We start from the raw sequence: 23,223 nt of genomic DNA on the forward strand, positions 1-23,223 counted from the left end.
GGAATGAAGAAGCCGGCCCGTTGAAAGACTGAGTAACATAAACAAGGAGATCTGAGTAAATGAAACGTAAATTGATTATTGGCAGCATGATTGCCGCACTTGCCCTGCCCACAGCTGTTCTTGCAGCCAAGGACGGAGATAGAAAAGGTCATCATTCCAAAAACATGTTCGAACAGCTTGATGCGAACAAAGATGGTGAGGTGAGCTTGGAGGAAATGACGTCGCGGACGACAGAGAAGTTCCAAAAATTGGATAAAGATGGAAGCGGTACTATTAGTGTTGATGAAATGTCAGTACGTCAAAAGGAGTTTTTTAATAAGCTCGATACGGATGGTAGCGGAACCATAAGCCAGGAAGAAGCTAAGGCATTCAAGGAAAAGAAGCGTGAGATGAAGCAAGAACGCCGTGCTTCTCGTTTGATGGAGCGGTTTGATACAAACAAAGACGGAAAAATTTCACGAGAGGAGTATCAGGCTATCGTTATGGAACGGTTTGATGCAGCAGATAGCAAAGGTGCCGGCTTCCTGACAATCGAAGAAGTTACAAACCTCGCGCCGAAAATGGGTAAAAAGCATTCTGGCTAGAATGTCCGTTTACTGCGACGATGAATTGCCGCCGCAGATGCACGGTCCGTCATTACTTAGCGACATGGCGGGCCGTCGATTTTTGTCCTTATTTGGAATTTAGATCAGGTCCTTCCGCCAACTTTTTCTTTGGGAAATAGGTTTCGATAAATCCTGTTGTTGCGGATCCAGCAATAAATTCTTTGTGTGCGATGCAACTCAACAAAAATAGTCTGTTTGTTGTTAGCCCTTTGTCAATGGTCCTCCTCAACCCTTCTTGGAGGTTTGCCCGCGCTGTTTCGCGGTTCGCACCGTAGCCAACTATTTTGGCTATCATGCCATCATAAAAAGGAGTGATTTCAAACCCTGTTTCCAAGCCGTGATCCGTTCGAATTCCTTCTCCTTCGGCGGCAAACCATTCAGACAAAATACCAACTTTCGGCAAGAAACTTTTATAAGGATCCTCGGAATACAGCCGAGCTTCGATTGCATGTCCTCGAACGCTAATATCCTTCTGTGACAACGGTAATGGCTCTCCAGAAGCAATTCTGATTTGCCATTCCACCAGATCAAGACCAGTGACGCATTCTGTCACAGGATGCTCAACCTGCAATCTCGTGTTCATTTCCAGAAAATAGTAGTTTTTGTCCTGATCCAAAAGAAACTCGAACGTTCCGGCACCGGAATAATTGATGGCCTTCGTGGCAGCAACTGCTGTTGCCCCCATTTTTTCACGTAATTCTGGCGAGACTGCCGGCGAGGGCGCTTCTTCGATGACTTTCTGGTGACGGCGCTGGATGGAACAATCCCGCTCCCCCATATGGACAACATTTCCATGGTTATCCGCAAAAACCTGAATTTCAATATGCCTTGGTTCGATTATTGCTTTTTCGAGGATGAGTTCTGCGGAGCCAAAGGAACGTTCGCCTTCAGATCGCGCGGCCGTCAATCCTTTTAGAAGCTTTTCGGGTTTTGAGACAACGCGCATGCCACGGCCGCCGCCGCCAGCAGAGGCCTTGACCATAACCGGAAATCCGATTTCATTTGACGCTGAGACAAATCTATCATCGGATTGATCTTCACCTTCGTAACCGGGCACGCAAGGGACACCAGCTGCGGCCATCTGGCGTTTTGCTTCGGCTTTATTTCCCATCAGTGAAATAGCGCGCGGGGAGGGTCCGATGAATATTAAGCCTGCTTCTTCACAAGCCTTGGCAAATGCGGCATTTTCAGACAAAAACCCATAGCCCGGATGCACGGCATCGGCATTGGTCTGGACGGCTGCCGTGATTATCCGTTCGATAACCAAATAGCTTTCCGATGCCGGCGATGGCCCTAGGGCTACAGCCTCAGTCGCCATTTTTCTATGTGGTGCATCGGCGTCAGCTTCTGAATATACGGCGACGGTATCAATACCCATCGAATGGGCCGTTTTCATAATACGGCAAGCGATTTCGCCGCGGTTGGCAATAAGCAGCTTTGATATCTTTCTCATTTTTTGTGCTCGTCCTATCCCCGGCGCTTCTGCGGAAGCGTCTCCATATACTTGCAAATGATACCGAGCATAACTTCGTCTGCGCCCCCGCCAATGGACCAGAGCCTGCCATCACGGAACTGACGGGAAATCGGGGTTTCATTCATAAATCCCATGCCACCATAATATTGTAAACACGCATCTGAGATCTCGCGGGCAAGTCGGCCGACTTTCAATTTGGCCATGGAGGCCAGCATGGTCACATCGCCGCCCTCCATATATTCCGCCACGGCTCGATAGGTAAGTGATCTGAGGAGTTCCACTTCCGTCTTTAGCTCGGCCAGACGAAAATGAATATATTGATTATCGAGCAGCGACTTGCCAAAGGCTTCGCGGCTTCGCGTATAATCGATTGTATCATTTATGGTTTTTTCCAAAGGGTATAATCCCGCTCCAGCCGCCCATAATCGCTCTTCTTGAAATTGCTGCATTTGATAAGTGAAGCCCATACCTTCTTCACCAATAAGATTTTTCTGTGGCACGCGGACATCCTCGAAATATAGCTGCGCCGTGTCGGAGGACCGCATACCAAGTTTGTCCAGTTTTCGCGCGACGGTGATACCAGGTGTATCCATTGGCACAACAATCAGTGATTTGCTGGAATGCATGGAACCATCACTGGTATTGACCAGCATTATCATTATGTCAGCCTGGATACCGTTGGTGATCCACATTTTTTGACCATTAATGATATAGTCATCCCCCTCCTTTTTCGCAGAACTCTTGATGCCAGCGACATCGGATCCGGCGGAAGGTTCTGATACGCCTATACAGGCGACATAGTCGCCCGATACCGCGGGGCTGAGAAAATTCTCTCTTACGTAATCTGATCCATGAAGCGCAAGGGCAGGCGTGGCCATATCTGTTTGAACACCAATCGCCATGGGAACCGCACCGCAATTGATGCGTCCTAAAGTCTCCGACACAGCTAAACTGTAGGAGTAGTCAAGCCCCATTCCGCCAAATTTCTCCGGTTTGCAAACGCCCAGGAAACCTTGGGCTCCCATTTTTTTGAACAGGTCATGGGCGGGAAACTGACCTTCAGCCTCCCATTCATCGACATAGGGATTTATTTCCTGATCAATAAATTTGCTTAATGATCGAATTATTTCTTGATGCTCGGGACCGTAAATCAATCTTCTTCTCCCTCTTGAAACAGTTTTGGCGTTACAGCCAAATGAAATCCGTTATACGCCTTATTGTTTTTGTGGTCGGGCATGTCCCAGTTCATACGGATGTTTGGTGCGGCACCATCAACCCGAAGACAACTTCCGGAAATAAAGGCAGCGGCCTCAGAAAGTAGAAATACAATACCGGCTGATATTTCGGATTCCGTCCCCATACGTTTTACAGGATTTGATTTTACACGAATTTTGACGCGCTCTTTCCACCAGTCTGGATAGGTATCCATGCCGGAAGAAATGATCATTCCAGGGGCAATTGCGTTGACCCGAACACCGGCTGGGGCCCATTCCAGAGCCGCGGTTTCTGTGAGGCTGAGCATGCCCTTTCGTGCGGCGCCTGAATGAGCCATTCCAGGCATTGAATTCCACATGTCGGCAATCATGTTAACGATTGGTCCGCCGCCATTTTCTTTCATCCATTGGGTGTAGCACTCTCTTGCGAACAGAAATCCACCTGTCAGATTGGTTTTAATAACTGCATCCCATCCTTTAAGGGTAATGTCTTCTAACGGAGCTGGAAATTGACCTCCCGCATTGTTTACAAGCCCGGTAATTTTACCTTGTTGTTTTATAATCTCGGAGACACAGCGCTTGACGGCCTCCTCATCGCGGATATCGCATGTGTGAAGAGTAGCCGTCCCGCCTTCTGCAGCAATTTCATCCGATACCGACTGCAATTTTTCCAAGTCACGACCGACGAGAGCAACCTTTGCCCCGAGCGATATGAGTTCATGTGCTGTACAGCGTCCAATTCCGCTACCGCCACCGGTTATGACGATGGAATGCCCTTCAAACAATCCGGGACGAAAAATTGAACGATAACTCATCTCTGTAGCCTTCCACCGTTATTATTTTTTTTATCGTGGGGTAGGAGCTTAGCCCAGACCTGGATGGGATTCCAGAACAGTGTTTGACAGATCTATTCTTGACGTTTACGTTAACGTCAAATCAGCATCTCATCAGAAACAGTGGATGTTATTGTAAGAGATTAAATGGAAAGGAATTGAAATGGCAACGATTGAAGAAATCACTGATGGCATGCGGGAACGTATCGGCGAAGACTGCGGTTTAGACGCGACGTTAAAATTCGATTTTGGAGATGATGGAATTGTGTTCGTTGACGCCGCTTCTGTCCCGAATGTCGTTTCAAACGAGGACAACGAAGCGGATTGTACCATTACGATCACCCAGGAGAATTTTGAAGCTCTGGCAGCGGGAGAGCTTGACCCGACAACGGCCTTCATGATGGGTAAACTGAAAATTGGTGGTAACATGGGGATTGCAATGAAGTTACAGAGTGTATTTTCCTGATCTCCTGATTCTAACATTTATTAAAAAGGCGGTTCTTTTGAGCCGCCTTTTATTCTTTAAGAGGGAGTGTTCCTTCAAAAATAGACTGCATTGAGCTGTTTTGCAGATATTATCTGTATTAACAGAGGACTTTTTGCTTTCAGAATAAAAAACCGATCAAAAAAACCTATAAAGGCAAAGTTTTTCTGTACCTTTTGTCATTCTGCCCTTATGAAGGGCGCTTCGAATTTAAGTTATCAGTGAGTGGAGCTAGTCACATGACAGCGAGATCAGCACGAAATGGCCGCAACCAAGGCGGCAAGAGTCGTAAAAAAGGCGGCGGCGGCAGCGGCAGCGGTTTGACAAAGAATAGCCGTTCAAACGAGCAACGCGCAGCGCGCAAAGTAAATGCCAAGGCACATGGTCGTCATGCAGCCCGGCGGCTTTTGAAAAAAGTTCAGGCTGCTACGAGTGTAGCTGCTTAACTTTATAGACTGTCCAAATTTGTACGGCCGTACCGAATTATCGGTGCGGCCGTTTTTTATGCTCTCTTAAGTGGGGTACATTTTCCTGCTGTCGAAAAGCGTCGTAGGATTGCTTGCAAACCAGCCTAGACGCCATTTGTTCTTCGGCTGTTTTAACCAATAGGTTAGCAAGAGAGCCCGGTGTAAGAAATCTTATTCGGATCAATGATTAGCTCCATTATGCAAATGATAATCATTATTAAAACAAGAAGCCGGACTGGCGTCAATAGTTATTAGGAATGATTCGCAAAAACTTCTATGAGGCCGCGTGATATAGTCTATTGTTGATCGATTGCGATGTAACGTTCACCTACATTTTCGAAGCCGGTATAAAAGTCCCAGCCATCGCGTTCGGCGGCGATGACAATATTTGCGCAAGCGCGGCTATCGGATAAGGCGTCATGATGATTCAGATCCAGGCCGAGAAAATGAGCAACATTTGGGAGCTTCGTCGGCCGGACTTCCCACATTTTCCGTGCAAGCTGAACGGTGCAGGTAAATTCAGGGGGTGGTACAGAGACGTCGAAAGTCTTGCAGCAGCTATTCAACACTTTTGAATCAAAGCTTGAATTATGGGCGGCTAGAAAATCAAGGTTCTCAAACAGAGGGGCAATTTTCGGCCAGAGCTCTCCGAAATCGCAGGAATCTTTTACACTGTTCCAGGTTAGACCATGGATATGAGTAAAATAGAACTCCGGGGAGGGGGGCCTAATTAGATGAACTTCTTCTTGCCTGATTTTTCCATTTTCCACACGAACAAGACCAATGGCACAGGCACTGTCTGCGTTATAGTTCGCTGTCTCAAAATCGATGGCAAGAAAAGAACTCATGAAGATATCCTAGAGGAAAGCATCGTGAATAAGGCGATGCTTTCCAAAAGTAGGTATTGGTTTTATGAAGAGGCTTCGGCTTTCTTGCGTTCTTCATATTTTAGTTTTTCTTCTTCCACCAATTCCTTTTTCGATAGTTTTCCTACGAGTGTTTTCGGTAGCTCAGGACGGAATTCAACGGCAGCAGGAAGCTCGTGCTTACCAAGTTTGTCTGCTAAAAACTCGCGGAGCTCATCCAGATCGAATTCCTTACCTTCAGGTGTGAGCTTGATGAAGGCTTTCGCAGCTTCCCCGCGATAATCATCGGGGATGCCGACAACGGTTACTTCTTCAACGAAGGGGTGTTCAAACACAGCTTCTTCAATAATTCGAGGATATACGTTAAATCCGCCGGAGGTAATCATGTCCTTGGTGCGATCAACGATATGCATATAGCCATCTTCATCGAGATACCCGGTATCGCCGGTCAGGAAGAAGTCGCCGATAAAACTTTCTTCTGTTGCCTCCGGCTTGTTCCAATAGCCCTTCATGACATTTGGGCCCTTTATGGCAATCTCGCCAATTTCACCCGTCGGCATGATTTTCGATTTATCGTCGACATCGAAAATAGTAATTTCCACACCCGGGACTGGTACGCCGGCGGCGCCAGGTACCCTTTTGTCGGTTAACGGAGTTGAGGTGCCGGACGGAGAAGTTTCTGTCATTCCCCATCCTTCCAACAATAAACAACCGGTTACGCGCTGAAATTGCTCCTGAACTTCTACAGGGAGCGGCGCGCCGCCAGATGCACAGAACTTCAGGGAGGATAAGTCATAGTTGGCAATATCGGGATGGTTGGCGATCGCCATATACATGGTAGGGACGCCCGGAAAAATAGTGGGCTTCTTCTTGTTTAAATCCTTCATTACTTCATCAAGATCGAATTTAGGATGAAGGATAATTTCCGCCCCTCCCGCGATGCCATAGTTCATTATCACAGTAAGAGCATAGATATGGAATAGAGGTAAAACGGCTAACACTTTTTCCGTGCCATCGGTCAATATCGGGTCATCGCTTTCCTGCATGGCTCTGAGCTGCTGACATGCAGCGATGAGGTTCTTATGTGTTAGCATGGCGCCTTTCGGCAAACCCGTCGTGCCACCTGTATATTGCAAAACCGCAATGGTATCTGCAGGATCAGGCACTGGAACAACATCGATCCGGCCGTCGTTGGCAAGCAATTGCTTAAAGGTTACATGCTGGTCATCGTTGGGTATTTTGGCGATATCCTTGCTTTTTACCAACGGATAGAGCAGGTTTTTTGGGAACGGCAATACTTCTTTCAAGCAACCGACAATGACTTTCTTCAGGCGTGTGCTTTCGAGCATCTTGCCGATATTCGGATAAAGTACTTCAAGATCGAGAGTGACAATAAAGTCGGTATGACTATCTTCGATTTTATGACGTAACTCTCGTTCCGCATCCAACGGTGAATAATTAACGACTGTTCCACCAGCCTTCAAGATTCCGAAAAAACAGACAACGTAATGAGGCGTGTTTGGCAAATACAAACCGACATGGACACCCTTTTTAACACCAAGTTCAACAAATCCCTTAGCGGCCCGGTTAATCATGTCATCCAATTCTGCATAGCGAATTCGCTTGTCCATAAAATCAATGGCATAATTATCTGGCCATTTTTTAACGGCTTCATCTAAAAGCGCGTAGACCGGCTTTTCTGCGATATCGATTTCCCATTTTACCCCAGGCGGGTAAGATTTCTCCCACAAAAAGTCAGACATGATTCTCCCTTTGGCGATTGTTTTTTCCCAGTTTATTGAAAGATTACGTTGCAAATGCTGTAAGGGTCAACGGAAACCGTATTGTCTCCAATCGAAAGTCTTCAATTCAAGGATTCCGCTGCGTCAATGAAGGGTCGCCGCCACAAGGTCAGTATCCGTCAGGCCCGCTACCACAGATTATCGCGCAAACTTTCTCATTTTCACGTGGTGAGAAGACCCCGGCCCGCAGGGCGGCAATTGTTGCTGCTGCGGACAGCTCCAGACCCAAGCCGCAATTTTGCCAAAGCCATTCAGCTGAAGCCTGCATGTCTTCATCCGTAACAAGGGCAATCTGGTCTACATATTCAGAGATTATGTCAAAATTTATTTGAGCGGACTGCCGAGGGGCAAGTGTATTGGCTTTCGTTTCAATTTTATCCAATGCGACGAGCTTGCCGGCGTCGAGGCTATTTTTTAGGGTTGGGGCCCCTACAGCTTCAACACCAATAACTTTTATATTGGGCTTGATCAGCTTTGCAGCTGAAGCAATACCGGAAATTAGTCCGCCACCGCCAATTGCGACTAACAGGACATCAATTTCGGGATTGTCATGCAGGATCTCTAAGCCCAGAGTGCCCTGACCGGCAATAACACTTTCATCTGCAAAGGGATGCACATAGGTTTTACCAGTCTTTCGGGCGTCTTCAAGTGCGAGATTATTTGCATCGTCCCAAACATCACCGACAACGATAACTTTGGTCGCAATTTTCTCGAGTTTCGCAATTTTTGAAGCAGGTGTATTGCGGGGCAAATAGATGGTGGTCGACGCCCCCGTCATTGACCCAGCTGTTGCAACACCCAATCCATGGTTGCCGCCAGATGCTGTTACCAAACCTTTTGCCAATGCTTCAGGCTGCAAGGATAAGACAGTATTAAGCGCGCCACGAATTTTAAAAGATCCGGAGATTTGAAGATTTTCAAGCTTGGCCGTAACGGTTTGGCCGGAATCAAGAACAATGTCCATTTGTGGTGTTCGACGAATTCGACCTGTAAGATTCTGCTGAGCGGTCTTAAAGACAGAGAGCGGCAATGGCGTCATTTCAATTATGCCCCTATTATTTTCCATATACCGTCGGCGGTCATTATTCGTGTATCATCAACTAACAACTCGCCTCTGATAAATACAACCGCCTGTCCTTTTCGGCTCAAATCCGCTTTCAACTCAATCCAGTCGCCAGGCTTTGACGCAGCTACAAAATCACAATTTAGGCTTATTGTTGCGCACCGTTTTTTTCCGACAAGTCGCCAAACAATTTGCCCTAAAGCTTCGTCGAGAAAGCTCATGAGCATTCCGCCATGAATAACGCCGTGGTAATTCGCGTGGCTGTCATCTGCTAGAAAGCCATAAGAATAGTTGTCGCCGTCGCGCTTGAAATAAAGAGGACCAATTTTCCCGGTGAAAGTACCTTCGGTCACGAACGGGCGGTAACCATCAGGTATAGAAGTAAGCGTCATACTAAGTCCAATGTGTAATAATTACTCAGTATGACATGTCTTAAAAACAGTGCAAGTGGGTGGCGAACAATTCAAATGGCTCAGCTGACTTATCTAATTCCAAACGAATCAAGTAGGGTCTTCCTGTACAAATCCATTCCGTTCGGCATTTTCAATACATTCGTGCTTATCTGCATATCCCTGTGTCGAAGCGCCAACGATCCGCCCGTTGCTTGCGGTTCGCCGCCAGCGCCATTTGTAATGCTTCTGATTGTGATCTTCATAGAATTCCCACTTATCGTTAGTACCTTTTTCTGTCATCTTTGCCTCCATATATAAAATATGTTGGTAAGACGTGCGTATTGTGATTTTGTGATTATATCGAGAAGAGAAAAGTTTCAGGTGACCGAGATTTAATTAGCGCTGAAATATGGTATTTGGCTGAAAGACGTTATGAAAGTAATTAGCATCGATATTGAGAAAATTTATGCCCCGGTCAAAACACGCAAAAACCTTAAATCTTCGCGTGTGGATGAATTGGCGGAAGATATTTTGGAAAATGGTCAAAAAACGCCGATCCAGGTTCGAACCGGTCAGGATCGGTATGTGTTGATTGAGGGATTACACCGGATTGAAGCATTAAAGGCCCTGGGAGATTCCAAAATTAACGCAATTATTGTACAAGCGCGAAAACACTGATCTTTTTTACCCTCCTACATTCGTCATCAGTTGCCGATAGAATTGAATGACCTCACCGTAATTATCAATCAGTATTCTCTCATTCGTGCCATGGATGCGGGATAGATCCTCTTTTCCAAATCTAAGGGGAATAAAACGATAGCTGTTATCTGCAATATTTACGTAATTTTTGCTGTCGGAGCCGGCAAGCATTAGTCCCGGTGATATCAAGACGTCCGGGAAAACCTGTTGTATTGTTTTCTCAATAAGCTTGTACCCTACCGCAGAGGGGTCGGAAATTGGTGAAGGTTCGTTACCTTGTTTTATGTCGATGGAAATATCGGGGTCATCAATTACCGATTTTACATGCTGAACGACATCGTCAATTGTAGTCCCGGGCAAAAGCCGGAAATTTACGATAGCGATCGCTTCTGTAGGTAAAACATTATCTTTCGTTCCGCCTTCCACGATTGTAACGGCTGTTGTTGTCCGAACCATGGCATTTGTCGCACCGCCTTTTCCCAGTTCACTGATGAGAATTGGATCCAGCAACCACCGATTTGAGATGATTGACTTGAGAGGTAGGGCCATATGAGGGGCAAGAGTGTCGAACATATCAGATGCCGGGCTCTGAAGAGCCGCAGGAAATCTGTTTTCCTCTAGGCGGTTGACTGCTCGGGCAATTTTACCAATTGCCGTTTTTCTTGGGGGCAAGGAGGAATGGCCGCCTTCTGCGTTAGCCGTTAATTTTAAGGTTAAATATCCCTTTTCAGCTAAGGCGATAAAGGCAATTGGTTCTTCAACTCCGGGCATAATTCCGTCGACAATCACCATACCTTCGTCCAGCGTAAAGGCTAGTTGGATGCCGCGACTTTCAAGCAGCGCCGAAATTTTGGCTGCACCCCTACCGCCGCCCAGTTCCTCATCATGGCCAAAAGCAAAATACAATGTGCGTTTTGGGCTAAAGCCAGCCGCCAGCTGCAATTCTGCCGCCTCTAGAATTGCAAACACTGAAAATTTGTCATCCAATGCCCCGCGCCCCCAGATTGCATTTTCTTCAATAGCACCTGAAAATGCTTCATAAGTCCAATCATCCTCCGTGCCGGGCTCAACAGGAACGACATCCATATGGGCAAGGAGCATGGCTGGTAGCAAACTTTGATCGCTGCCTTGCCAGGTATACAGGAGGCTATGGTCACCAACGACTTCACGTTTGAGATTAGCCGCTACGAGAGGGAAAAATTGATTTATTAAGGCGTGAAGTGCGGCAAATTCATCTGCAGCGGGAGGGTCGGATATCGACGTTGAAATCGTTTTCAATTTTATGGCGGAAGATAGTCTATGTGCCGCAGCGGCAGTATCTATTGGTGACAGGGAAACAGGGTCTTCAGCAGTCATTTCTGCATTGTTTGTCACAGTGTTAAACGCGACAATTCCGATGATCACAATGATAACTGCGATCAGCCCAAGGAGAATTCTTTTTATCATCTATAATGCCGCCCTGAATTCATTCATTTCCAACTTGTGTAAAAAATAGAACCCTCAAAGTGGGGAGGTCAAGCAGGCATTCATTTTCTTTTATTGCGCAGAGCCGCCATCTAACTACAATAGTAAGAAAAAGGACAACAAATGGCAGATAAATCAGAACGAAACAAAGCCGTTGCCCGGACTGTAGACAATATTCGGCGACTGACCAGCGGGAAAACAATTTCCGCGGAACTCCTGGCGGAAATTAAAGCTGAATTGCTTGCATTGGCCGCAAAAAGAGATTTCTTCTCATTTCAGGATTTTCCGCCACCAGAAAAGTCACTTAAGCGCCGTAGTTGCCTATACAGATTATCGGAAGACGATGATCATGGATTCGCTTTGTATCTGAATTCAGCTGATGGCCTTGTAAACGCCCCTCCGCATGATCATACGACTTGGGCTGTCATTGTTGGCGTTCATGGCCAGGAGGAAAATCGTTTTTATAAGCGACTTGAGAGAGGTGTCGAGCAAGTTGGGGCGCAAATGGTAGAAGAAGGAACAGGGGTTGCCTTGATGCCCGATGACGTTCATACAATTCATATTGAGGCAGGCACACCAGTTCTCAATTTCCATATGTATGGCCGTGGCCTAGAGCAATTGGATAGCCGAAATTTCTGGAATAAGAAAAAGGAAATTTGGGAAGTATTTCCTGCCCATACGGATATTCGTGAGGCCCGTAAATGAGTTATATGCACATATCACCCATAGATCTACGTCAGGTGATGAAATCGAAGGAGGAATACGCGCTTATAGATGTTCGTGAACAAGGCGTGCATTCCGAAGGGCATCCGTTTTTTGCGATCCCTTTGCCGCTCAGCAGGTTTGAGCTGGATGTCGACAGGTTGCTGCCCCGCAAATCTGTTCCGATATATCTTCTTGATCAGGGGCCGGAAATGGAATTGGCGGTACGTGCTGCGGAGTTATTGATAGAACGTAGCTATACCAATATTGCGATTGTTGAGGGTGGAACCCTTGCCTGGCGCGAGGCTGGGCTGGAGTTGTTTTCTGGTGTGAATGTACCGAGCAAGGCTTTTGGCGAATTTGTTGAGGAAGCCTATGAGACACCCCACATAACTGCGGAGAATTTGGCGAAACGGCAAGAAAATGGAGAAAAAATAGCAGTTCTTGATAGCCGGCCCTTTCCTGAATATCATCGAATGTCCATTCCCGGCGGTATCGATATGCCGGGCGCTGAACTGGTTCACCGCGTGTTTGAAACTGTTGAGGATGACGAGACGCAAATCGTTGTTAATTGTGCAGGGCGTACCCGAAGTATTATCGGGGCTCAATCATTGATCAACGCCGGATTGTCAAATCCGATTTGCGCGCTTAAAGACGGAACAATGGGCTGGTATCTGGCAAATCTTGAACTTGCCCATCGGGAAGATGCGGTTGCGCCCGCACCTGGCTCATCGGCGGCTGTTCGCAGCCAAAAAGCGGCCCTAGCTGTGGCGGATCGCTTCGATGTAAAATTTACTAATCTGGAAACCGTAAAATCATGGCAAAATGACGATGAAAGAACACTCTATGTTCTAGATGTTCGAACGGAAGAAGAATTTTTGGAAGGACATTTGCCGGGATCCTACCATGCGCCTGGTGGCCAGCTTGTTCAAGCCACTGATGAATATGTGGCGGTTCGAAATGCCAAGATTGTGGTTGTGGATGATGACGCAACTCGGGCTGTTATGACGGCGTCCTGGCTTACGCAAATGGATTGGCAGGATGTTTATGTGTTGCAAGGTGTTTTGGACGTGGAGTGCGAGCAGGGATACCATTCCATGCCGTCAATCCCCTTGCAGCCGCATATTTCAGTTCTTGAACTGGATGCCGTACTGACGTCCCGGGAGGCTGTTGCAGTTATTGATTTGGCGAGCTCTCTTGCTTATCGGAAAGGTCATATCCCCGGAGCTTATTGGGCAATTCGGTCTAGACTTTCAACGGATCACATATTTATTCCTCCGGTGGGGCTGATCATATTGACATCTGAAGACAGTCTGCTGGCTCATTTAGCCGCGCCTGAAATTGCACGACTTCGTCCAGATGCAATCATCAGAGTCTTGGAGGGAGGGACAACTGCATGGGAAAGTTCCGGACAAAAACTTGAAAGTGGTGATACAAGCCTGCTTAGCAAAGTTGATGATGTTTGGTATAAACCCTACGATACGGGCAATCCAGAAGAAATTCGGCGGCGCATGCAGGATTATCTGACTTGGGAGGTTGGATTACTTGAGCAAGTAGAGCGTGATGGTTTGGTGCGATTCCGTCAATATTAGAAGATACGGTCTTCTTATGGTAATAATTGGCTTGATTGACGCAACGGAATCCCTGCAAAGATCCAGTTGAATTTACAATTTGAAACAGGTACTTGCATTGGGCAAAAACCCGGCCTAGCATATGGATTAAATGGGCACACAAGAAACCCATATAAATAATGGAGAAAACCCCGATGGATCTTTCATTCAATGAAGATGATGTAGCCTTCCAACAGGAGGTACGCGAATTTTTGGCAACTTCTTTGCCGCAGGATGTGAAGGAACGTGCTGACCGCGGCTTGCATCCGACAAAGGAAGGCCAGGTTAGATGGCAAAAAATACTAAACGAAAAAGGCTGGATGGCGCCTAATTGGCCCGTTGAATATGGCGGTACCGATTGGACGATTACGCAAAAATATATAGTGGCTCACGAAATGGGGTCCGTAGCGGCGCCGCAACCAATGGCATTTGGTGTAAGCATGGTTGGGCCGGTTATCTATACTTTCGGAAATCAGGAGCAAAAGGACAAATATCTTCCAAGAATTTTGAATTCAGAGGACTGGTGGTGTCAGGGATATTCTGAGCCGGGATCCGGATCGGATCTTGCCTCATTGCAAACCAAGGCGGTTCGTGACGGGGATCATTATGTCGTTAATGGTCAGAAAATCTGGACGTCATATGCACAGCATGCAGATATGATATTTTGTTTGGTCAGAACCGACAGTTCGGTGAAGGCACAGGAAGGAATCTCCTTTCTTCTGATAGATATGAAAACGCCGGGCATAACCGTCAAACCGATTTACGGTCTTGATAAGGAAAACAGCCTTAACGAAGTCTTCTTTGAAGATGTCCGTGTTCCCATTGAAAACCGTATCGGAGAAGAAAACAAAGGTTGGACCTACGCGAAGTTTTTGCTGGGGAACGAAAGAACGGGTATCGCACGAGTTGCCAGATCGAAGCGGCAAATCGCCCGGGTGCGTGAAATTGCCGGGGCAGAGAAATGCGAAGAGGGTTACCTCCTGGAGGATCCCGATTTCGTGAGAAAACTTGCGAGACTGGAAGTTGATCTTATGGCGCTTGAATATACGGAGCTCCGCTATTTATCAATGCTTAGCAATGGTAAGAAGCTCTCTGCCGAGCCCTCTCTGTTGAAAATTAAGGGGACGGAGATACAGCAGCGGCTGACATCATTGCTTGTTGAATCTTTAGGGATGTATGGAGCCCCATATGAACCTGAGCGCGCCTATGAAGGTCGAAATGAAACACCGGTTGGGCCTGATTACGCCAATGGGCCAATGGCAGAACATCTATACTTGCGTGCCGCAACAATCTATGGCGGCAGCAATGAAATTCAACGAAATATCGTCTCCAAGATGGTTCTAGGATTATAAGGAATAAAAGAAAATGGATTTTGAACTCTCGGATGAGCAAAATTTGCTGAAAGACAGCGTTGAGCGGTTCGTAAAGGACAATTACTCACCTGAAGCGCGGGCAAAATTGACAGAAACCGAACTGGGATTTAGCCGTGACCATTGGAAGACAATGGCTGAACTCGGATGGCTGGGATTGCCGTTCTCGGAAGAAGTCGGTGGATTTGGCGGGACCGCTGTTGAAACCATGATTATGATGGAAAGTATGGGACGCGGTCTCGTACTGGAGCCATTTCTAAGCACCGTCATTTTGGGGGGTGGATTGGTCGCAGAAGGCGGCAGTGCCGAGCAAATAGAAAATATTATACCTGAGGTAATCGAAGGTAATTTGATGCTGGCTTTTGCATATGCTGAAAAACAATCCCGATTTAATCTGAACGATGTTGAAACATCGGCCAGTAAATCAGGGGACGGCTATATCCTGAACGGTCATAAAGCCGTCGTGTATCATGGGACTACGGCGGATAAGATCATTGTCTCCGCCCGGACAAGCGGTGCATCAAAAGATAAGGACGGCATATCCCTGTTCATCGTTGACAATAATGCACAAGGTTTGAGCAGGCGTGACTATGCGACTATTGATGGGCAGCGCGCCGCTGATATCGTCTTTGAGAATGTTGCCGTCGATGCATCTGCACTTTTGGGCCAAGAAGGTGCCGCTCTTCCTGTTATTGAAAAAATTGTTGAACGCACGATTGGAGCGCTGTGTGCGGAAGCTGTTGGCGCGATGGAGACGGCCAATGACATTACCAACGAATATATGAAACAGCGTAAGCAATTCGGCATTCCCATCGGTAAATTCCAGGTCCTCCAGCATCGTATGGTGGATATGTTTATGGAAGCTGAACAATCTAAATCCATGTCCGATATGGTTGCAATGAAACTAGAACTTGAGGACGCAGCCGAGCGGAGCAAGGCAGTTTCTGCGGTAAAGGCTCAAGTCGGCCAGGCAGCGAAATTTGTCGGAGAACAATCCATTCAATTGCATGGCGGGATGGGTATGACAGATGAGTATTCTATTGGTCATTATTTCAAGCGATTGACCACCATTGAAATGCTGTTTGGCAACACAGATTATCATTTTAAACGGTTTGCCGCGCTGTCTGCCTAACGGTCAGCTTCGGCAGGTTAACTGGAGGGAAAGGGATTTACCCTTTCCCTTTATTAAGGGATGTAGATCCGTAAGTTGCCTCCTTGAAGTGAAGTCGGCATAAAGCGACATACCGATCATTTCCACCAATTTCTTTTTGTGCTCCAGCTCTAACCGGATTTCCGGCATCGTCAACCCGGATAACCATGGTGGCCTTTTTCCCACAGTGGCAGATGGTTTTCAGCTCTCGAAGTTCGTCAGCCCAAGCTAGTAAATACTTGCTTCCTTCGAACAAATTTCCTTGAAAATCAGTGCGAAGACCATATGCAAGAACGGGAATATGGAGCATGTCCGTAATCTCTGAAAGCTGATACACCTGATCACGGGACAGAAACTGGGCTTCATCCACCATGACGCAATCGATAGATCGGTTTTCCAGCTCTTTCCTAACAATTTCTAGAACATCAGTATCATCGCCAAAAAGTAAGGCTTCGGCCTCCAGACCAATGCGAGAAGCAATTTTGCCCTTCCCAAATCTGTCATCTAACGCAGCTGTAAACAAGAGCGGGTGCATTCCACGTTCTTGATAATTAAAACTTGATTGCAGCAATGTTGTCGATTTTCCTGCATTCATAGTTGAGTAATTGAAATAAAGTTTAGCCATTTGTCGGTTTCTGTATCATCCGGTTGACCATAAGAAGGGTTGCTTTGAGTAGGGGAGATAAAGGGGATGGCCTGGTAGCCCATTGGCCGTTAGAGATAAGACATATAGAGGAATAGCATGCTGTCGTAAAAGGCTAACAATTTCATCATGTCGCTGGTTATGATTTCCATGCCCGCCCCAGGCGCATATGGTCATATCAGCATCCTGCGCACTTTTTAACAATCTCATGTCATTTAGTGGGCCGACAGGTTTTTTGGACTTTTTCAAGTCTTTTGGATTGGTTGCCCGATAAGCAAATATGTTTACGACATCTAAGGCGTCAAACCCCATATCGACGGCTCGCCGGTGGCAGCGCTCAATCGTTGGATCGTTGCTGGTTGCATCTGCTGTAGAGGGATTTAGCATTACGAACGTTACTTTTGCACCATTGCCCCATCGTCGCCAAAGGCAATAGCGATAAGTTTCGCAGTCGCTAAACTCGGCGCCGGATTGAGCAAAATAACTAGCGTCCATGGTTTTCCGGAAAAGTTAGACCGAGGGTTCCCTCTGTCCAGATTTCCCGTTTTTTCATCACATATTTGAAGGCATCGGTATTCAATTGATCGCCAAGCCATTTTTTAAGCTTGGGATAGGGCGACTGATCAAACCAATCCTTGTCCGAGTTGGCAAACTGGCGGATAAAGGGGAAAATAGCTGTATCGGCAAAGGTCATTTTATCTGATGTTAAAAATCTGTGCCGGGAGAGTAAATCTTCAAGTTTTCTTAAAAATTCCTCGCCTTGGGACCGATAGGTTTCTCGTGGATTGTCGGGATGCCGGACAAAATATTTATACCGGTCCAAATTATCTTTAAAAGGACCGTCATTTTCAGTCACGAGGTCAAATATAGCCTGGCGTTGTTTTTCTTCGTTGGGCAGCCAGCAATCAGGGTCATTCTGATCAAGCGCCCAAAGCATAATGTCGAAACTCTCGTCCAGCACAGTTCCATCTGAAACCTTCAATACAGGCACCGTTGCTTTCGGGCTGGCCGCGATCATGTCTTCGGGTTTATCTTTCAAGAGAATGTCGCGAAGTTCTACCGTGATGCCAGAATATACCAGCGTCATGCGGCTTCGAATTGCATAGGGGCAACGACGAAAGCTATATAAAACAGGTAAAGTCGTTATCTGGTTTTGGAGGCTTGGTTCGGTCATAGGGCTTGATCTGACATTCGATAATTCTGCCTTATTCATAAAGAAAAATAGGCATGATTACCAGCGAAGTCTGTTTACGCGCCTTCTCATCGCGGCCCGTAACGTTTCCTTGCGCTTAAATTCAATGTCAATGACCGGCTCGTCATCCGAGAAGTCGAAATTTGGTACATCTGAAGAATAAACACTACCGGCTTTATAAAAATCAGAATGCTCTGTTGCCTCGTCCCGTCCCGGTTCCAAATCAACAACATCGACGGTTTCACGTTTTAATTTTGATCCGCGAAAACGTTCTTGCGTAGGTGACTTCAATAGATCGATTTCTTCCGGAGCCAGGTCAGGCGATACCTTATAATCAGACGGCTTCGATGCTTCTGCTTTCGAAGAGCATTTTTTTCTCTTGGAAAATTGCATTTCGGGTGCAGGCTCTGCAAATTCAATTGGTTCCTGAAATGTTTCAAGTATTTCTACTTTTTTCGGCTTATGTTTTTTATATTTTGGCTCTTCTTGAAATGGCCTTTGATCTTTGAATGTACGTTCCGTTTTGTTCGGCTTTTCATCCGCCACACTTTTCGGAGCCTCTAGGGACGGTAACTTTGTCTCAATGTGATCCACCAAGGTTAAAATCGCATCGCTTAAGCGCCTGTTCTTATCACGAAGCAGATTATTTTCGGCCAATAACTCCCGTTCCCGTACTGAACTGATATCAGTATGGCCATAAAGCGATCTTCCAGGGTTATGCCGAGCGAAACTCATTTGAAGCGCAATTACCGATCCATAGTCGAAAATTTGTCTGCGAAATCAACATCGAAAAAACGCAAGACATCGAGATTTGCTCTTAGTTTATGTTGGAATTTGGTCCGAAACTACTCAAAAAACAGAATTTATGGTTAATTTACATAATATTTTATCTAATTTTTTAGATGGTACGCGACGAGAGGATAAAGTTAACTATAATTCTTTTTGAATATACGAAATTTCTCTCATTTTTATGAAAATATGACCCGAAGATGTGCGGTGTTTTCATATGGATATGGTTAATACGAATCAGTAAAATGGCATTGGAAAATGACATTTTACTGATTTTAATTATGACGAACTGTTTTTTACTATTTTATCGAGCTGACATTCGTTCCTAGGGTAAATGGCTTGAATTTGACAACTTCTGTTCATTTTAACCACGTAATTACCCTTGCAGTTTTTGAAGCTCAACCAACCTTCATAATCATATAGCTCACCAATTTCCCCCATGGAAATATAGGATTTGATATACTCTATTTTCGTTATATTTGAGCGATCAATGGACAATCTGTCAATTTCCTGTTCGACCACAGGTGCGCAGTCTTCTGCGTCATAGGCAGCGATACCGCCCGGTAAGTAATCAGAATCCGCACAGCCAGAAAGGAAAGGGATACACACTAAAAACCCGAGGAATTTAGAAATATTTTGTGTCATTTGGGTATCTTTCATATCTTTTTACTATAAAGAAAAATATGTTTTCTTATTGCTTAGTCGTGGTCTTTGATTTTGAAATAGAACAGTGAAATTTAATATCAATTGATGCGTTTAATCATTTTAATGTGATCGCAATTGGCGTAAGTCCCTCAATGCAGCCTTCGATTTTGTCACCTGATTGGATGGCTCCGACACCAGCTGGCGTGCCAGTGTAGATTAGATCACCTGGTTTTAATGCAAACTCTGCAGATAAAAACGCGATGACTTCTTCGATAGACCAGATCAAATCCGCAATCGTGGCAGACTGTCGTGTTTCTCCATTGACGGTAAGCCAAATTTTAGAGTTTGTAATGTCAGATACCTCAGTCGCAATTGTGAGAGCTGCGCAAGGAGCGGATTGATCAAACGCTTTGCCGCTGTCCCAAGGGCGTCTTTTGTCCTTGGCAATCTGCTGAAGATCGCGCCTGGTCAAATCAATTCCTGCGCCATATCCAAATATATGATCCGAAGCCGTTTCCTGGGCAATGTTGACTCCGCCCTTGCTGATAGCAACGACAAGCTCCATTTCATGGTGAAGGCTGTTCGTGGCTTGCGGAAATGGTATTTTCGCCCCGCTATCAACCACGGCATCTGCTGGTTTTGTAAAAAAGAAAGGCGGTTCCCGATCAGGATCTCCGCCCATTTCACGTGTATGTTCTGCATAGTTGCGGCCAACACAAAAGATCCGGCGAACCGGGAAACGTTTGGAGGTTCCCTTTACAGCAACAGTTGGGATCTGAGAGGGTTCAAAAACATATTCCATAATTACTTTTTTCTCCAAGTGTTACGTGACTTGTATGGCATTAGGACGGCGTTATACTGAGTGGCATCAAACTATAATAAAAATCGGTGGTGAACAAATGAATGTCTGGAAAATTGGGGACGTAAAAGTAACTCGCGTAGTTGAAATACAAGCGACTGGCGGAACGCGCTTTATTTTGCCGCAAGCAACGCCTGATGCCGTTAAGCCAATTGAATGGTTGACCCCTCACTTTGCGACAGACGAAGGCAAACTTATTATGAGTATTCACGCACTGATAGTCGATACCGGTTCGCGTCGGATAATTGTTGATACCTGTCTTGGCAATGATAAAGAACGGGAAATTCCGGCATGGAATAAGCTTCAAACGACATTTTTAGAGGACCTGGAGACGGCTGGGTATCCCAGAGAGTCAATCGACACCGTCCTATGTACGCATCTTCATGTAGATCATGTGGGATGGAATACGATGCTCCGTGATGGCGAATGGGTGCCGACATTTCCCAATGCCCGGTATTTGATGGGAGCTGAAGAATGGGCGTATTGGAAAGATGCGTCGCAAGAAGAGTTCGGTGATGTTATTGGAGATTCTGTGATGCCGATAATTAGCGCTGGTCTTGCTGATTTTGTCGATATGGATCACCAGATTTGTGAAGAAGTAAAATTATTTCCATCAACCGGACATACGCCGGGGCATGTCAGTGTAGAAATCAAATCCCGGAACGAAGAAGCGGTGATTACAGGAGACAGTACGCATCATCCGTGTCAAATAGCACATCCGGAATGGTCAAGTACGGCTGATTATGATCAGGAGGCGTCGTGGAAGACTAGGGAAGCCTTTTATTCAAAATATGCTGATACAAACACTCTCATTATCGGGACACATTTCGCGACACCTTCTGCGGGCTATTTGAAGAAGACCGAAAGTGGTAATTATTGGTTGGAAGTTTAAAATGTGGCGCACATTAAGCTAGATTATCCGGTACAGAGAAACGTCGCCATCTCAATACTAACAGACGGTTAGAGAATGGTTCGCTTGGACGTCGGCGCGCACGATTAGATGATCATTTAAAACAGGGAAATACAAAATGTTAAAAAAACTATCACAGGGGTTATTGGTTCTCGGGGTATCCATATTTGGATATAATGCAAGCGTTCTCGCCGCTGACCCGGCTTCTTGTAAACAAGTCCGTTTTTCTGATGTTGGATGGACTGATATCACGGCGACAACCGCAGCTGCATCCGTGGTATTGGACGCTTTGGGATATGAGCCGACAGCAACAGTTCTTTCCGTACCAGTGACTTATGCGAGCCTGAAAAATGGAGACATCGATGTGTTTCTTGGAAACTGGATGCCGACGATGGAAGGGGACATTGCGCCTTATAGGGAAGACGGGTCCGTTGAAACAACGGGGAAGAATTTATCCGGTGCCAAATATACGCTGGCAGTAAACAAAGCCGCTGCCGATGGCGGGATTACGAGTTTTGCCGATATTGCGCAACATAAGGAACAGTTGGACGGAAAAATCTACGGTATCGAACCTGGAAATGACGGTAACCGTCTCATACAGGATATGATAGATGGAGATGCATTCGGATTGAAGGGCTTCGAAGTTGTCGAAAGTAGCGAGCAGGGCATGTTGGCGCAGGTTGCGCGGGCAGACCGCAAAAAAGAATGGGTGGTTTTTCTCGGTTGGGAGCCCCATCCGATGAACGCGAATTTTTCAATGACGTATCTTTCCGGCGGAGATGACTATTTTGGACCAAATTTTGGCGGTGCTGAAGTGTTTACAAACGTTCGAAAAGGATATGTCACTGAATGCCCAAATGCAGGCAAGCTGATCTCCAATTTGCAATTTACGTTGGTGATGGAAAACGAGATTATGGCCGCAATTCTAGATGATGGCTTGGAACCTAAAAAAGCTGCTGCTGCCTGGTTAAAGAAGCATCCTGACGTCCCGGCTGCTTGGATTTCCGGTGTAACAACAGTTGATGGCGGTGATGCCAAAGCGGCGCTTAGCAAAGCGATGGGCATGTAATTGTAATTCGGCCGGGCTTGTTCCGGCCGTTTTTTTGTCCATTCAATATCAATATCAGGAGGGGGGAAGGCATGGAATGGCTGACTGATCATAAAATTCCGCTTGGGAATTGGATCCGCGATGGCGTTAATCTTCTCTTGGACCATGGCGCATGGATATTTGATAGCTTCTCTGACGCGCTGGCATTTTTAATCGACGGCATGGTCGACATAATGCTTTGGTGCCCTCCTTTATTGCTGGTTGGACTTTTTGCACTGGGTGCTTACGCATTGCACCGTAGCTGGAAACTATCGCTGCTAATCGTTGCGTGTCTCTTGCTTGTCATCAATCTTGGATATTGGGAAGAAACAGTTCGGACACTCGGGTTGATTATTTTCGCGACGCTCACCTGTGTTATTGTCGGTGTTCCACTTGGTATATTAGCAGCCCATCGACCAAGATTTTACACTGTACTCAGACCCATATTGGACCTGATGCAGACGATTCCAACTTTTGTTTACTTGATCCCAACGATGATCATGTTTGGATTAGGCGTCGTCCCCGGCCTCATTTCGACAGTAATATTCGCTATCCCGGCGCCCATCCGACTGACCTATTTAGGAATTTCTGGCGTTCCCAAGGCTTTAGTCGAAGCGGGGGAGGCTTTTGGCGCGACGCGGCGGCAAATCCTGTGGAAAATAGAGTTACCACATGCTGCTCCGACCATCATGGCGGGCGTCACTCAATGCATCATGTTGTGTCTGTCCATGGTTGTGATAGCTGCAATGGTTGGTGCACCGGGCCTCGGAGTTCCGGTGTTAAGGGCGTTAAATACGGTAAATATAGCAAAGGGATTTGAAGCTGGATTAGCAATCGTGATCATTGCCATATTGTTGGATCGGGTATGCAAACAACCTACACAGAAAAAAGAAGGCAGGTAAA

General features: G+C 46.3%; 26 protein-coding genes. 11 read left to right on the forward strand and 15 right to left on the reverse strand.

The window, feature by feature from the left end; genetic code table 11:
* Positions 1 to 59: 59 nt before the first annotated feature.
* Positions 60 to 584 carry an EF-hand domain-containing protein gene (locus tag NBZ79_RS02295; RefSeq protein ID WP_251935044.1) on the forward strand — a complete coding sequence of 175 codons (525 nt, stop codon included), beginning with the start codon at positions 60 to 62 and terminating at the stop codon, positions 582 to 584.
* Positions 585 to 672: 88 nt separating this feature from the next.
* Here NBZ79_RS02295 and NBZ79_RS02300 read toward each other — a convergent pair whose 3' ends face one another.
* From NBZ79_RS02300 to NBZ79_RS02310, 3 genes are read right to left on the reverse strand one after another with little or no spacing between them, the layout of a single operon-like run.
* Positions 673 to 2,058, reverse strand: a complete 1,386-nt coding sequence (locus NBZ79_RS02300; RefSeq protein WP_251935047.1) for an acetyl-CoA carboxylase biotin carboxylase subunit — start codon at positions 2,056 to 2,058, stop codon at positions 673 to 675.
* Positions 2,059 to 2,072: 14 nt separating this feature from the next.
* Positions 2,073 to 3,233, reverse strand: a complete 1,161-nt coding sequence (locus NBZ79_RS02305; protein WP_251935050.1) for an acyl-CoA dehydrogenase family protein — start codon at positions 3,231 to 3,233, stop codon at positions 2,073 to 2,075.
* Entirely contained in the window at positions 3,230 to 4,108 is an 879-nt protein-coding gene (locus NBZ79_RS02310) for an SDR family oxidoreductase (protein ID WP_251935052.1), read from the reverse strand. Before NBZ79_RS02310 ends, NBZ79_RS02305 begins: the two co-directional genes overlap by 4 nt.
* A 181-nt stretch (positions 4,109 to 4,289) precedes the next feature.
* Here NBZ79_RS02310 and NBZ79_RS02315 point away from each other — a divergent pair, with 181 nt between their 5' ends.
* Together NBZ79_RS02315 and NBZ79_RS02320 are read left to right on the forward strand one after the other, a co-directional pair.
* Entirely contained in the window at positions 4,290 to 4,592 is a 303-nt protein-coding gene (locus NBZ79_RS02315) for an SCP2 sterol-binding domain-containing protein (protein ID WP_251935055.1), read from the forward strand.
* 257 nt (positions 4,593 to 4,849) lie between these two features.
* The gene (locus NBZ79_RS02320) at positions 4,850 to 5,056 is read left to right on the forward strand and encodes a hypothetical protein (RefSeq protein ID WP_251935057.1); all 207 of its coding nucleotides are present in this window, start codon (positions 4,850 to 4,852) and stop codon (positions 5,054 to 5,056) included.
* 317 nt (positions 5,057 to 5,373) lie between these two features.
* On the opposite strand, the gene NBZ79_RS02325 is transcribed toward NBZ79_RS02320, so the two are convergent.
* From NBZ79_RS02325 to NBZ79_RS02345, 5 genes are all read right to left on the reverse strand, one after another.
* Positions 5,374 to 5,925, reverse strand: coding sequence for a 3'-5' exonuclease (locus NBZ79_RS02325; RefSeq protein WP_251935059.1), 552 nt, complete (start codon positions 5,923 to 5,925; stop codon positions 5,374 to 5,376).
* A gap of 62 nt (positions 5,926 to 5,987) precedes the next feature.
* On the reverse strand, positions 5,988 to 7,706 hold the full coding sequence (locus NBZ79_RS02330) for a long-chain-fatty-acid--CoA ligase (protein WP_251935062.1): 1,719 nt from the start codon (positions 7,704 to 7,706) through the stop codon (positions 5,988 to 5,990).
* Positions 7,707 to 7,854: 148 nt separating this feature from the next.
* Positions 7,855 to 8,784, reverse strand: a complete 930-nt coding sequence (locus NBZ79_RS02335) for a threonine ammonia-lyase (RefSeq protein WP_251935064.1) — start codon at positions 8,782 to 8,784, stop codon at positions 7,855 to 7,857.
* 5 nt (positions 8,785 to 8,789) lie between these two features.
* The gene (locus tag NBZ79_RS02340) at positions 8,790 to 9,200 is read right to left on the reverse strand and encodes a PaaI family thioesterase (protein WP_251935066.1); all 411 of its coding nucleotides are present in this window, start codon (positions 9,198 to 9,200) and stop codon (positions 8,790 to 8,792) included.
* Positions 9,201 to 9,308: 108 nt separating this feature from the next.
* Entirely contained in the window at positions 9,309 to 9,500 is a 192-nt protein-coding gene (locus tag NBZ79_RS02345; RefSeq protein ID WP_251935068.1) for a DUF1508 domain-containing protein, read from the reverse strand.
* A 132-nt stretch (positions 9,501 to 9,632) separates the two neighbouring features.
* On the opposite strand from NBZ79_RS02345, the gene NBZ79_RS02350 reads away from it, so the two are divergent.
* Positions 9,633 to 9,878: a ParB N-terminal domain-containing protein gene (locus NBZ79_RS02350; protein WP_251935069.1), complete on the forward strand. Its 246-nt coding sequence runs from the start codon at positions 9,633 to 9,635 to the stop codon at positions 9,876 to 9,878.
* A gap of 6 nt (positions 9,879 to 9,884) precedes the next feature.
* Here NBZ79_RS02350 and NBZ79_RS02355 read toward each other — a convergent pair whose 3' ends face one another.
* Positions 9,885 to 11,345, reverse strand: a complete 1,461-nt coding sequence (locus NBZ79_RS02355) for a M20 family peptidase (RefSeq protein ID WP_251935071.1) — start codon at positions 11,343 to 11,345, stop codon at positions 9,885 to 9,887.
* Positions 11,346 to 11,486: 141 nt separating this feature from the next.
* On the opposite strand from NBZ79_RS02355, the gene NBZ79_RS02360 reads away from it, so the two are divergent.
* From NBZ79_RS02360 to NBZ79_RS02375, 4 genes are all read left to right on the forward strand, one after another.
* The gene (locus NBZ79_RS02360) at positions 11,487 to 12,068 is read left to right on the forward strand and encodes a cysteine dioxygenase family protein (RefSeq protein WP_251935072.1); all 582 of its coding nucleotides are present in this window, start codon (positions 11,487 to 11,489) and stop codon (positions 12,066 to 12,068) included.
* Complete coding sequence (locus tag NBZ79_RS02365; protein WP_251935074.1) at positions 12,065 to 13,657, forward strand: rhodanese-like domain-containing protein; 1,593 nt, start codon at positions 12,065 to 12,067, stop codon at positions 13,655 to 13,657. The genes NBZ79_RS02360 and NBZ79_RS02365 overlap by 4 nt, the downstream gene beginning before the upstream one ends.
* Positions 13,658 to 13,830: 173 nt before the next feature.
* A complete protein-coding gene (locus tag NBZ79_RS02370) occupies positions 13,831 to 15,027 on the forward strand; it encodes an acyl-CoA dehydrogenase family protein (RefSeq protein ID WP_251935076.1) in 1,197 nt (398 codons plus the stop codon).
* A gap of 13 nt (positions 15,028 to 15,040) precedes the next feature.
* Positions 15,041 to 16,177, forward strand: a complete 1,137-nt coding sequence (locus NBZ79_RS02375; protein WP_251935078.1) for an acyl-CoA dehydrogenase family protein — start codon at positions 15,041 to 15,043, stop codon at positions 16,175 to 16,177.
* Positions 16,178 to 16,214: 37 nt separating this feature from the next.
* Here NBZ79_RS02375 and NBZ79_RS02380 read toward each other — a convergent pair whose 3' ends face one another.
* The 6 genes from NBZ79_RS02380 to NBZ79_RS02405 form a co-directional block, all read right to left on the reverse strand.
* Positions 16,215 to 16,820, reverse strand: a complete 606-nt coding sequence (locus NBZ79_RS02380; RefSeq protein ID WP_251935080.1) for a thymidine kinase — start codon at positions 16,818 to 16,820, stop codon at positions 16,215 to 16,217.
* 15 nt (positions 16,821 to 16,835) lie between these two features.
* Positions 16,836 to 17,333 carry a DUF1643 domain-containing protein gene (locus NBZ79_RS02385; protein WP_251935082.1) on the reverse strand — a complete coding sequence of 166 codons (498 nt, stop codon included), beginning with the start codon at positions 17,331 to 17,333 and terminating at the stop codon, positions 16,836 to 16,838.
* Entirely contained in the window at positions 17,323 to 18,012 is a 690-nt protein-coding gene (locus NBZ79_RS02390) for a glutathione S-transferase (RefSeq protein ID WP_251935084.1), read from the reverse strand. The genes NBZ79_RS02385 and NBZ79_RS02390 overlap by 11 nt, the downstream gene beginning before the upstream one ends.
* Before the next feature lie 57 nt (positions 18,013 to 18,069).
* Positions 18,070 to 18,765, reverse strand: coding sequence for a hypothetical protein (locus tag NBZ79_RS02395; RefSeq protein ID WP_251935087.1), 696 nt, complete (start codon positions 18,763 to 18,765; stop codon positions 18,070 to 18,072).
* 333 nt (positions 18,766 to 19,098) lie between these two features.
* Positions 19,099 to 19,479: a hypothetical protein gene (locus tag NBZ79_RS02400; protein ID WP_251935089.1), complete on the reverse strand. Its 381-nt coding sequence runs from the start codon at positions 19,477 to 19,479 to the stop codon at positions 19,099 to 19,101.
* Positions 19,480 to 19,579: 100 nt separating this feature from the next.
* The gene (locus tag NBZ79_RS02405; protein WP_420854570.1) at positions 19,580 to 20,269 is read right to left on the reverse strand and encodes a fumarylacetoacetate hydrolase family protein; all 690 of its coding nucleotides are present in this window, start codon (positions 20,267 to 20,269) and stop codon (positions 19,580 to 19,582) included.
* A 94-nt stretch (positions 20,270 to 20,363) separates the two neighbouring features.
* On the opposite strand from NBZ79_RS02405, the gene NBZ79_RS02410 reads away from it, so the two are divergent.
* The 3 genes from NBZ79_RS02410 (at position 20,364) to choW (ending at position 23,222) form a co-directional block, all read left to right on the forward strand.
* A complete protein-coding gene (locus NBZ79_RS02410; protein ID WP_251935095.1) occupies positions 20,364 to 21,215 on the forward strand; it encodes an MBL fold metallo-hydrolase in 852 nt (283 codons plus the stop codon).
* A gap of 136 nt (positions 21,216 to 21,351) precedes the next feature.
* Positions 21,352 to 22,302 carry a choline ABC transporter substrate-binding protein gene (locus tag NBZ79_RS02415; protein ID WP_251935097.1) on the forward strand — a complete coding sequence of 317 codons (951 nt, stop codon included), beginning with the start codon at positions 21,352 to 21,354 and terminating at the stop codon, positions 22,300 to 22,302.
* 71 nt (positions 22,303 to 22,373) lie between these two features.
* Complete coding sequence (choW, locus tag NBZ79_RS02420) at positions 22,374 to 23,222, forward strand: choline ABC transporter permease subunit (RefSeq protein ID WP_251935099.1); 849 nt, start codon at positions 22,374 to 22,376, stop codon at positions 23,220 to 23,222.
* Position 23,223: the final 1 nt, after the last annotated feature.

The sequence above is a fragment of the Sneathiella marina genome, assembly GCF_023746535.1.
GTDB lineage: Bacteria > Pseudomonadota > Alphaproteobacteria > Sneathiellales > Sneathiellaceae > Sneathiella > Sneathiella marina.